Origin of the sequence: Streptomyces liangshanensis (assembly GCF_011694815.1) — a bacterium.
Classification (GTDB): Bacteria; Actinomycetota; Actinomycetes; order Streptomycetales; family Streptomycetaceae; genus Streptomyces; species Streptomyces liangshanensis.
On record NZ_CP050177.1, the window covers coordinates 5,144,289 to 5,156,558 of the forward strand.

The 12,270-nt window shown below is 68.1% G+C and carries 5 protein-coding genes; all 5 read right to left on the bottom strand.

All coding sequences use genetic code 11. The features are described 5' to 3' along the window. Window positions 1-6 precede the first annotated feature (6 nt). Complete coding sequence (drmB, locus tag HA039_RS22275; protein WP_167032714.1) at window positions 7-1,833, bottom strand: DUF1998 domain-containing protein; 1,827 nt, start codon at window positions 1,831-1,833, stop codon at window positions 7-9. Beyond that, the gene (locus HA039_RS22280; RefSeq protein WP_167032716.1) at window positions 1,830-5,057 is read right to left on the bottom strand and encodes a helicase-related protein; all 3,228 of its coding nucleotides are present in this window, start codon (window positions 5,055-5,057) and stop codon (window positions 1,830-1,832) included. Before HA039_RS22280 ends, drmB begins: the two co-directional genes overlap by 4 nt. Beyond that, entirely contained in the window at window positions 5,054-6,967 is a 1,914-nt protein-coding gene (locus tag HA039_RS22285) for a UvrD-helicase domain-containing protein (protein ID WP_167032718.1), read from the bottom strand. The genes HA039_RS22280 and HA039_RS22285 overlap by 4 nt, the downstream gene beginning before the upstream one ends. Further along, a complete protein-coding gene (locus HA039_RS22290) occupies window positions 6,964-11,730 on the bottom strand; it encodes a DEAD/DEAH box helicase (RefSeq protein ID WP_167032720.1) in 4,767 nt (1,588 codons plus the stop codon). Before HA039_RS22290 ends, HA039_RS22285 begins: the two co-directional genes overlap by 4 nt. A gap of 117 nt (window positions 11,731-11,847) precedes the next feature. After that, window positions 11,848-12,183: a hypothetical protein gene (locus tag HA039_RS22295; RefSeq protein ID WP_167032722.1), complete on the bottom strand. Its 336-nt coding sequence runs from the start codon at window positions 12,181-12,183 to the stop codon at window positions 11,848-11,850. Window positions 12,184-12,270: the final 87 nt, after the last annotated feature.

The following is a 12,270-nucleotide window of genomic DNA, read 5'->3' on the forward strand; positions in this document are numbered from 1 at the left end:
CGTCCGTCAGTGGAGCGCCGGGGTGAAGAACCCGATGGACGGGTCCTCCGGGGTCCCGATCAGGAGTGCACGGTCCAGCAGGCCGTTGTTCTGCTCGCAACTTGTCTCGGGCAGCAGGACGCAGGCGTGGCAGGCCGCGAGATTCACGCTGCCGGCCCCACTCGCCTCGGACTCGACGCAGAGAGGGTCCGCCGAGCACCACGTGGCCCTGGTCAGAGCGGCCCGAAGAGCCTTCTCGAGCTTGGCGGGTTCTCCCTGGGCGACCAGACCTCCAAGGCTGCCTGCCGAGTCGCTGGTCGCCGTGTAGACGAGGAGACCGGCCATGGTCTCGTCGGCGTACAACCGTTCCCGGAGCGAGGACGTGGGGTAGCCGCCGTCCAGACTCCACTCGTTGACGAGTACGTGTGACAACGTGTGCAGCAGAATCATCCGGGCGGACGCGGGCGAGTCGGGGGCGGACTTCGGATCCTTGGCACGCTCGCGCAGTTGACGCAGGTGGTTGGACCGAATCCGTTCCACGCGTGCCGCCACCGCCGCGTTCCTCGCCCAGGAATCGACCCTTTCCTCGTCGAGGCGGAGGAACACGCCTTCGCCCTGGACCTCCATGGCCGGCAGCCAGTTCAGCGGGGTGAGCGACAACTGTGCCTCGTGGACGTCCGCGTGGGAGTCGGGGGTGTCCACGCGGGAGAACGCCTTGAGGGCCCGTACCTCTCGAAGACGCTTGACCAGCATGGGACTTGTCACGCCGTACGGAAGCAGCACGGACGTCGAGGATCTGGGTCGCTCGCAGATGAACTGTTCGTCCCGGTCCGCCGAGCTCTCGGGATTGCCCTCGCTCAGACGTTCGTACTCCTTCTTCCGGAGTGCCACATTGGCGCGATCCTTCGTGCGTGCCTCCTCCGTTCCGGCGTCCTCCTCGTTCTCCGCGTCGAGGAGTGCGACGACCTGTTCCAGAGGCAGCTCGTCCTTGTCCTTCAGGGTGATCAGCTTGAGGGCCAGTTCGAGTTCGCTGCGGTCGATGGCGCGCAAGGTCTCCCAGTGATCGGCGAGACGGGCCGCGAGACCGCCGCTCCACGGCGGGATCGACAGCGCGGTCCGTACGATCGCCTGCCAAGCCACCGACGAACCACGTTGGAGCGTTCTGGGGGCCTCGGCACACGGCTCGACGGGAGCGTCCTTGAGCCAGGGACGCTTTCCGCTGCATCGCACCTTGAGGTCCGACAGTGCCCGGCCGCGGAACGCCCCCTCCATCGAGACCTCCGGGATCCCGCAGCTGCAGGAGACGAGGACGGACCGCAACGACGCCGTCTTTCCGCTGGTGCGCAGACGCATGGCGCCACCGCAGAGTCCCGTCTCGCCGGCACGGTTGTTGCGGTGGGCCCATTTCCAGTAAGGAAAGTCGTCGATGTGTCCGCGGGCGCAGGCCATGACGAAGCGTGACGGGACGAGCTCCTCGTCGCATTCTCCGCACTCGTTCTTCCCGGGAGGGGAGTTGAACCCCCGCACGTGCTGGAGCGCGTTGCAGGTGGGGCACGAATGCCAGAGAGGGAAGCGTCGGACATGGACGCCGTCCTTGCTGGTGTCGTCCGACGCGGGAGGAAGGCGGAAGAACTGGACCCCGAGCACACGTGCCAGTCGGTGCTCGTGAATGGTCGGGGCTCCGTCGACGTTCCACGAGTCGATGCCGGACACGATGAACGACTCGTTGTCGACGGCGATCATCGAGCCGACACCGTACGTCGTGATCATCTGCGAACGGCGTACCGAACCCTTACGGGGGAAGCTCCGCTCCGGAGCTCCTCCTCGACGGCGGCGGGCGGGCGGCGGGGTCATCGCGATGTCTCCATGAACAGGGCGGACTCGGCGTCGACATCACGCAGACTCCACAGAGTGGGCCAAGCCTCTTCGTTCGTCATGTCGTCGAAGGCACAGAGCAGGGAAGGAGTTCTCCGCCCCCGTCCCGGTTCGTACGACAGCCCCCCGTGGACCTCGGCCCGTTCCTCCCAGTGATCGAGGAACTCCGTGACGGCCCGGGACGTCGCCTCGTACTCGTCCTCGTCGACCTCACGGACCCGCGTCAGCAGGGAGGCCTCGACCACACGCTCGATCTCTTCCCGGAACTCACCGATCCGTCCGGCGCCCTCGTCGGGACGGGCGGCAGGGATCAGGATCCGTGCGAGGGCGACGACGACCGCGTGCAGCCCTCGTTCGCGGGCCCGCGAGGAGAACGGTGTCACGCTGGTCGACTCCACCTCCCGGTAGAGCGCGGAGTGGAAGTGCAGAAAGTCCTCGTAGTGCGAACGGTCCCGTGAACGGGCGGAGTTGAGCATGACCGCCACGAGTCCGGGGTGACTTCGGCCGACACGGCTCGTCGCCTGGATGTACTCGGCGGTCGTCTGCGGCTGGCCCATCACCGCCATCAGACCCAGTCGGTCCACGTCCACACCGACGGAGATCATGTTCGTGGCGAGCAGGACGTCGACGGACTCGGGGTGAGGGATGCGTCGCTCGATCTGCTTGAGGCGACTCGGGACCTCGCTGGAGTTGGCCCGGCTGGTCAACTCGGTCATCTCCCGAATGCGTCGTCTCGGTACGCCGTCCCGGTCGGCCAGGTACTCCAGGTAGGCCTCGACGTCGTCGTGGACCTGGAGTTCGGCCGCGGCCAGCAGCCGGAGGCTGTTGAAGTAGCCGACCAGCGTCCAGTACGCGTCACGCACCTCCTCGGTGGTGCCGGCCCGCATCGCGTGGTGCAGCAGGGTCGCGTAGGTCCGGATGAGAAGCGTCGACTGGCTGGTGCTCGGCGTGAGCAGACCGACGTATCGGCGAGTGGCCTTACGCTCCTTGGGCGTCTCGACGGCGAACCAGGAGTCACGGGCGTCCAGGCCGCCCGGCGGGAACTGGGCGACCTCGCGGTCGAAGAGCGCTCTGCCCTGATCCGCGGCACGCCGGATGGTCGCGGTGGAGGCGATCACCTTGGGGCGGTCGGCGAGCACGTCGACCGCGGTCTCGTACAGCCCGGTGAGGGTGCCGAGCGGCCCCGAGATCAGATGCAGCTCGTCCTGGACGATCAGTTCGGGAGGGGGGGTACCGTCCGAGCGGTCCCGGTTGAACAGAGCCGCGGTGCGCTCACGCCACGGCATCGCCGCGAACTTGTCGACGGTGGCGATCACCAAGGTCGGGCGTGCGTCGTAGACCGCTTCGTCGACCAGGTGGACGGGCAGCCCGTCACGGAAATCGCACGTCTCGTCCGGGCAACGGACGTACATCCGTCGTGCTTCCTCGTCCACCTCGTACTGGTAGGCGTCGAGGCGGGTCCCGCACCAGGGGCAGGCGTGCAGTTGGACGGGGTTCCTCTCCTGAAGGGTCCTGCCACCACGTAGCTCGGCCAGGCTGGTCTCCGCCACCGAGAGGGTGTTGGGGGTGGCGGACTGGCCGACCCACATACCGACGGAGATCGGTTCGGCCCCCAACGTGGCGGTGTCGCCCAGCCGGAGCAGTTCCATGGCACAGATCAGGGTGGTGGCACGCTCGAACTGCTGGAGGGTGAGCAGCCGCAGGGTGTAGCGCATGAGGACGGTGACGCCCGCTCCCGACGCCCCGAGGCGCATACGGCGCAGGAACGTCGTGAAGGCGATCAGCCCGAGATAGGCCTCCGTCTTTCCGCCACCGGTCGGGAACCAGAGAAGGTCCGCGATCCCACGGTCCTCGTGGGCGGGATCCTCGATCCCCTCGATGCACAGGAGCATGAAGGACACCTGGAAGGGACGCCAGCGACCGGCTGTCACGTCGGGAGCGCCGGTACGCCCCGACTTCACCCAGACGCTGCGTGCCCGCTGTCGTGCCATGGCCAGGTTCGCGAGGCGGAACGCCTCCATCGCGTCGGGTTTCGTCCCCAGCACACGGATTCCTCGACGCATACGGGCCAGCGCGGCCAGGCACCGCTCGATCTGGGTTCGGGCCGGAACCTCGAAGGAGGTCCCGGTCAGTGCCTCCGCCTCCTTCTCCTTCCGGTCGATCCAGTCCGCGTACCCGGCGGCCAGTTCGTTGAGAGCCGCAAGCACCTCGGACGTGGGCCCGGTGGCCAGACCGTGCATGGTGAGGGCCGAGTTGTCGATCTCCGGGTTGGAGTCGGTCAGAAGTACCTCGTGGGTCGGTACGAACTCGGTCCGCACCTCGCCGACGGACGCGCGCTCGACGGGCGGCGCTCCGACGGGAGGTGGGGTCCAGTCCCAGACGGCCGCGCATCCATGCCCCATGGCGAAGGTCGGGGCATGTCGGTGGAGCAGCCTGCCGGCGGCCAGTTCCGGGTCCGTCGCCCTCCCGGTGGCCGGCCGCTCCACGAACGGGGCCTTCCCCCGGGGTGCGGTGACGGTGAGACGGGGCTGGTAGAGGCAGAAGGCGTCCTGGAGCTCGCGCTCCCCGATCCGTCTGGTGTTGATCAGGGTGACCGTGACGGTGACCGTGCCGTGAGGGCCCGCGGGACGCCGGACCAGAGCTCGGATCTCCACGCCCTCGTCGACGATCTCCGCCGGTTGCATACCGGCGCGGGTGACGTCGATCGTCACAGGGCGCAGGGTCAGTGGGCGTCGACGCCATCGTTCGGACTGTTCGGAGGTACTTCGCGCCTCGGCGCGCTTCGCTGCGACGGGGCGGCCCGCGGCGTCGACCGGGTCGTACGCGGCGGCTTCGGCGGTGACGAGGATCGTCGATGTCACCGCGGGGTCGACGGCGAAGGTGAGGCCCATGGACGACGGTCGACGGTCGTTCGCCAGGGACACCCCCGAATCGGGAGTGGTGTCCTCGATGTCCCGACCGCCGCGCAGCACGGGGGAGTCGTCGAGGCCGTCGTTCTCGGCCGTCGCCGCCCAGAGCTCGTTCTCCGCCGCCTCGTCGGTGGGACGGGGGAAGAGCACACCGATGGGGTAGGTCGTGATCGGTGGATCCTGCGTGAGGATCTCGTCGGGCTCACCCGGACCGAGCAGGTCCCTGCGGAGTTCCTCGACGAGGCCTTCGCGCATCGCGTAGTGCGCGGAATGCGGGCCTGGACCGGTGGTCATCTGCTCTGCCCTTCGTCGGCGTTCTTCCGGACCCGTCTGTACCGGCCGAGCCCGGACATCCGGGGCACGATCCAGATTCCCTGGTCGCCCAGCCCGGCACGCAGGCCGGACGCCGTACTTCCTGCGACGCTCTCCAGACAGTCCACCCTGAAGCCCGTGATCTCCACGGGCCAGTTGATCTCCCAGGTTCGGTTGATCTTCAGGGACGCGTGGAGATCGCGACGGAACTGCTCCGACACCACACCGACGGGCCTGCCCCGGTGGTGGATCGTGTAGGGCGGGCTCTGGTCCGCGGCCATGGGCATCTCGTGCTGCGGGCGCAGGACCAACTCGTCGCCGGGGTGGACCGAGGTCGCCAGGTACTCCTGCACGGCGGTGGCGTCGTCCGTGAAACCGTCCGTACCAGGTGGGTGCTCCCGGGAGACGTCCAGGCCGGAGGCGGTGATTCCGTCCCGGATGTACGCCTGCCAGCCGCCCAGGTACCAGCGGTTGGCGGACCTGTCCTTGCGGAGGAGCGCCGTGTCGGGCGGCGCGATCCGGAACAGGTCGTCCCTCGGACGCGTCATCGCCACGTACAGCGCACGGGCCTCCGACGCCGGATCGACGTGGGAATGCTGTTTCGCCAACTCCGCCGTCGTCCCCGGTTCCACCACGATCACCCGGTCGAACTCCAGACCCTTGGCACGGTGGACGGTGGAGATCACCAGAGGTGCCGGCTCCGCGGCGGCGAGATCGTCGGGGAACCGCCCCTCCGCGATCAGAGGGCGCACCGCCGTGACATCCATGAGCCCTCGCGGCCCACGCGCCGCGCCGCGCAAGGAGCGCCAGAGCCTGGGGTGGTCACCGGAGGGCGGGGTCGGACCGGCGGCGAGAAGCTCGCGGAACCGTTCCTCGGTGAGTGTGCCGGAACCGGTGGCGCGCAGCAGGGACGCCACCCACGCCGGCACGGGCCGGTCCTGAAGAGGGCGCTGGGTCCGATGCCCGACACCTCGGGAGTGCAAGGTGTCCGAAAGCGCGATCGCCTGTCGGTTGTCCCGGCAGAGGATCGCGCAGGTTCCCGGGAAGTCGGTGAGGGAGCCGAGGGTGAAGGCGTTGTCGAGGGTGCCGAAGTCGGGGCACGCCCGAAGCAGGTCGCGCAGCTTGCGGTGAAGGACCTCACCCGCGGCGTCGGACTCCGCGGTCTCGGACGGCAGGCGGCGGAGTGTGGTCCCGAGCGTCAGGGCCGTACGTGCTTCGTCCGTGCGGGCACGAAAGTTCTCCGACAGGTGGAGTTCCACGAGGTCGTCCGGGTAGGACGCCCGCAGCCAGTCGAAGAAGTAGTTGGTCTCCGCCGCCCGGGCGTCGTCGTCCGACACCTGGAAACCGAAGATGGCCTGGGCGCCGTCCCCCACGACGGTGAAGCCGCAGTTGTTCTGGAAACGGTCGAGCAGCGTCTCCACCATGTCCCTGCGGTCGCCGACCAGGTCCTGGACCTCGTCGATCACCACGTGGGCGGGAGCACCCGATTCGGTCTCCTCGACCGCCCCACGCATGATCGCCTCGGTGGCCTCCTGGATACGTTCCTCGAAAGGAAAGGTGCTCCAGTCGCGGGCGGGGTGGGCGCTTCTCAACAGGGCGTAGGCCCAGGAGTCGAAGGTCTGCACCCGTACCCGGCGAGCTTCGCGCGCGTGGAGCGCGATCCGCTCGCGCAGCTCGCGTACGGCCGCTCGGGAGAAGCTGAGCACCAGGATCTCCCGCGCCTCGAGCGCGTCCTCCTCGTCGCTCATCAGGGCGTCCAGCCTGCGCACGAGCGTGTGCGTCTTGCCCGCGCCCGCACCCGCCGTGACCAGGAGTCGGGTGTCCCAAGGTTGGTCCACGACGGCCTGCTGCTCGGCCGTGAGGACCGGGCTGTCCAGATAGACGTTGCTCACTTCGCACTCCACAGGTGCTCGAACTGTGTGAAGGCCAGGGATCTGCCGTAGTTGGTGATGTTGTCCCGGACGTTCAGGATCAGACAGGTCTCCTTGCCGCCGTTACGTGGTCCGCGCAGCCCACGGCCGATCATCTGCTGGTAGACGTTCGGGCTGTAGGTGGGGCGCGCGACCACGACGGCCCGCGTCGCGGGAGCGTCGAACCCCTGCGTCAGGACGCCGTAGTTGGTGAGAACACGGATGGCGCCTTTTCGGAACAGATCGATTCGGTGCCGTCGGTCCGCCGTCGGTGTCGCGGAGTCGACCGCTGCCGCCGTGATCCTCAGGTCGTTGAGCTTGGCGGCCAGGAACTTGGCATGGTCCACGGACGTGGCGAAGACCAGTACCGGCCAGTCCTCGGGCATGCTCCGGATCTCGTCGATGATCCGTTGGTTCCGGTCCTGGTCGCCGGCGAGACGCTCCTCCGCTGCCTTCGACAGCAGACTCAGCTGTTCGGCCCGCTCCTTCTCGACGTTCGTCAACTCGATCGTGCCGCCCGCGAGTTCCTGGTGCGTGACCCGCGCCAGCATGCCGAGCTCCTGGAGTTCCGCGTACGCGTCGTCGGTGGCGAATATGCCGTCGTCGAGTCGGCGGCCACCGAACCGTTGCACCAGTCGACGGGTCTCGTCGTCGTTGGTGTTGCGGAAGGGTGTCGCCGTCAGGCCGAGCAGGTGACGTTCGGTCCGTGTGTGGGTCAGTCCCAGGTGGCCGAGGATCTCGGTGTACTGGGGCGAGATGGCCACGTGCGCCTCGTCGACCACCACGAGACAGGCGGATCGCAGCCATTCGTAGCTCTCGCCGTCCAGACAGTTCCGTAGTTTCGCGTCGGTCGCCACGACCAGGTGGGGACGGTCCTTGACCGGACCTGCCTCGTTCGTCGACCAGAGCCGACTGATCGTCAGAGGGCTGTCCGTACCGACCTTCGACCAGACGAAGCTCCAACTCTGGACAGCCTGTTCGCAGAGCTCCTCCGACTGCGCGATCCACAGGATCGGGCCGTCCAGCTGGTCCACCCGCTTGACCCAACGGATGACGGCCTCCGCGGCCACCCGGGTCTTGCCCGCTCCTGTCGGCAGGGACAGCATCCCCCGTTGGGGGCTGAGTCGGTCGAGCATCGCGAGGACGTTGGTGGCCAGGCGCTCCTGGTAGTCGTGCAGACCGAGGTACTCGGTGGGGCCGGGGACGTCGACCCTCGGCGCGAGTGAGGACGCCTTGGTACCGGCGAAGGAGTCGGGAAAGCCGAAGTCCGACACAAATTTCACGGCGAGGGACGAGCCGGTGAAGGACGACGGAGCCTGGTTCGGATAGGCCGCCAGGAGATCCTTCGCGTGCATCTGGAGTACTCCGTCGCCGTGGGCGTTGTGCGCCATGCGTGCGATTCGGCGGGCGGACGGTTCCTCGCCGTCCCGGTCCGCCCGCTCGCTCTCCAGGAGACCGGGGGGAAGTCCGGCACGGAGCGAGGGCGCGCCGATCAGCAGTTCGAGCTTCTCCTCGACCGTCTCGGCGTCACGGACCCTGCGGAGGGCCTCCTGCACCTGCTGGTCCGCCTCCTGGCGTTCCTGCGCTTCGAGGACCGCTCGACACCCTCCTTCCTTGAGGCCCCACCGCAGCTCCCTGTCCGCCGCGACGAGTGCCGCCAGGCGGGACTCGGGTTCGAGGACGAGCACGGTGGTGCCGTGGAGCGCACTGGTCAGGGGAGCGGCCCGGGTGCCCTGCGGGGTACGGGTCACCTCCTCCAGCTCGGAACACCGCAGAAGGCTGTAGTTGTTGATCACACCCCCGAGCCGTTGCCGCAGCGTCGGGAACTCGTCCCTGAGCAGGATCGGCTCGCCCTCCCCGACGTGTCGGGTCTCCTTGCTGATCACGTCGGAGAACTGCAGCATCCCCCAGGTCCTGATCAGGAGGTCCGCGTCCGCGGCGCCGCCCGCGAACAGTGCCGGCTGTTGCTCGGCGCGGAGCACCCGGTACTCCTCCTCCGTGGCCGCCACGGCGATCTCGCCGTCCTCGCGGGTGTCCCACTCGTTGCCGATCCGGCAACGGGTGAGGCTGTCCGCGGGAAAGGGCACCTCGAGCCGGGTCAACATCACGTAGGTACGCCCCACGAAGGCGTCGTCCTCGCTCCGGCCGAGCTCTGCCATCAACTGCGCCCACTGCCGTGCGGGCACATCGGCCGCCACGACGGGCAGATGGAGTTTGCGAGCCTTCTCCGCACTGATGTCGGCCACCGGTAGCACGTCGCTGTACCCGTGGAGCTGTGGTCCTACCGCGTCCTCGAGCGCGACGATGCCCTGGGACGTCGGGACCATGCCGTGCTTGCGCAGCATCCATCGCAACGGCGAGACGACGGGTCGGCGGGTCGACGCCTGGACACCGATCTGCACGGTCCAACGGTCGATGACGCTGTCGTCGGGCAGGGCTTTGACGAAAGCGGCCCTGGCCTCGTCGGAGAGGTGGGGGAGGAGGTGCAGGGGGCCGCCCGTGGCTGCTCCTTCCACCTTCAGACGATGGAGTGTCGGTCGTGGGGCGTCGCTGGCCAAGGTTCTGCAGTACTCCTCGTGCATCGCCGAGCGGTACTCCTCGAACCAGGGCTCCGCGGCGGGCTGCCGGCCGCCCGTGGGCCGATCCCGGAGGCCGAACTCGTCGAACACCGCGATGTCGTCGGAGTGGAAGACCGGATCCACGGCGACGGACGCGTCCCGGGACCCGTCGGCGGGAACCACCGGGCCGGGAAGCAGACAGTCGTTCATGGGGTGGAAGCGCCCGTCCAGCGTGCGGACGTGGAGGGTCGTCAGCGGCTCGGCGACCCTGGACCTGACCTCCATGGAGACGTGACGGCCGCCCGCGCTGTGGAAGAGTTCCCAGAAACGTGTCCAGTCCTGCGGTCCGTAGCGTTCGAAGCCCTGGTCCAGAACTCCTACGAAACGGCCTCGCGCGTCGGCCTCCCGGATGCCGATGTTGTTGAGCGCCCCCGTCAGGGACATGTCCTCGGAGAGCTTCTGGTCCACGTACACCAGGTCGTCCTTGAGGCCGTCCCGTACGGACCGCCTGAACACCCTTCCGGCGACCGGCGCGACCAGTCCGTGCTCCTCCGTGAGGACGATCCTGGCCTTGCGGGCCTCCTCCGTGAGGGGCGAGTCTTCCCGGATCATCTCCGAAAGGATGCGGACGGCCACGGCGGACGCCTCGGCGGACCCGTCCGAGACGAGAGCCTCCAGCCATGCGCGCACAGTCGCCCGCGGCTGCTTCGTCTCGTTGAGGATGTGCTCGACCTTGCCCACCCGGATGTCCACCGCGTCCACCGACGGGTGGAGCCAGTTCGAGGGGCGCCCCGGGTGGGCGTTCCACATGTCGAGCCAGCGCGTTCTCGGACCTCCGCGGTTGCCCAGGACAGGATGCACGTGCAGATCCCGAGGGATCTGCAACACACCGTCCTGGTCCGGCAGAGAGGGACGTTGCGCGGCCAATTTCCAGATCTGCTCGGTCAGGTACCTGTCCGCCCAGTTCAGTGTCTCCGACTCCCTGGAACGGCCGGGGAGGAGAGGAAGATAGGCCCCGGGGTCCTCGGCCGGCACCAAATGAGGCAGGGAATCGATCACCAGGCGAGCCGCGACCTGGATGATCTCCTGGTTGAAGGGGCTCGCGTCCAGCAGGTTCTGCCGGTCCTCGTTCGTCTTCCACGCCCCGTTGAGGGCGCCGCTCAGCGTCATGGGGTACTTGGTCGGGAAGAAGGACCAGAACTCACCGCGGCCCTTGGGCGGGACGAGGAGCGTGTCCCCGGTGTATTCGGGCACCGCCCAGGCGATGTCGATCGTCCCGCGGTCGTGCATCTCGCCCGCGCTACGGCGGGCGACCTCCGTGGGGCGGTGTGCGTGCGTGAAGACCTTCCAGGTCGTGGTCTCGACCGTTCTCCCGGTGCGTGCCTCGTGGATGCTGTGGCGGAACCCCTCGTGCTCGACGGTGATCTCCCGCCGGACCGGGGGCATCGTCCGGCGGTCCTCCAGGACGACCTTCCCCACGTGGTGGGAGAAGAGCTGGAACCTGGCGGGGAACTCCTTCCGTACCTCGTCCTTCGACGTCCGGTGCATGTCGTGGGCGAGACGCTCGGCCGCGCCGGGCAGCAGGGGAAGACGAACGACCGTGGTGGCCCAGGCCAGCAACTGGTCGAGGACACTGTCCTTCAGGCGTTCGTCGACGGGGTCGAGGGGCCGGGCCATCCGCAGCACGGGCGCCTCGAATTCGTCGACGGCGGCGGTACCGAGGGTTTTGCGGATGGCTTCGTACGACCATGCGCGGTCGAATCCGAAAGAACCGGAAGTGCTGAAGAACTGAGGGGTGTCCGTGACCGCCAGGATCGATTTCACCCCCACGCCGAACCGGCCGATCTGACCACCGCGCTTTTTGGAGACACTCATCCGGAGGATGGTCTCCGCGCCCTCCGCGGTGACGGGCGTGCCCTGATTGGCGCAGTAGAGATGCGATTCGGTGAGCACGACGTGGACTTTCCCGCCGGGCTCGGCGGCGATCTCGTCCGCCGCGTTCTGTACCAGCTCGAACAACTGGCGGTCCCCGTAGCCTCCTTGTGTGATACGACGCTCGCCGTTGGAATGCTCCAGAATCAGGCCGGGGTCGACGCGATAGGTCTCCAACACGCGCGCGGACTGTTCGACAATCTTCTGGATGACGGGTGAAGCGGATGAAGTGTCCGTCGCAGACGATTGGTTCACAGGGATTCCGTTTCTGAGGCTGCCGGCCGGGTGCGGGGAGGGTCGGGGGGCGGCCGTGTTCGGGCATGGCCGACCCCCCGAGTGAACGATAGACGTGCGACCTGACGGTCCGTCGGGTTACCGCTGAACGATGACGATGATGACCGTCCTGGTACGGAACGAGGTGCGGGAGACCCGCGGACGGCGCAGTGAGTTCCTGTTGCGAGGGCGGGTCCGGGGCGGCGCGGGCCGACGACGGTTGCGCGACTTACGGGGGACGAGGGGGACGACACGCGGGGCGTCGGGCGTCACCCCGGGGTTCTTCGCCTCCCGGCGCGCGGCTTCGCGCCTGCGGCGTGCGTTCCGGATGAACTCGAAGGTCCGGCCGTGGGCTTCGAGGAAGTCGGCCCGGAGCTGCGGGTCGTCGAACGAATCGTAGGCGTCGAGGAATTCGGAGTCTTCATTGTCCGGCATGGGCCATCCCTGAATCGGTTCGGGTTCACGGCAGATCGAAAATGCTGATGGTTCACGTGTGTCGCGGCCGAACGCACAGAAAACGGA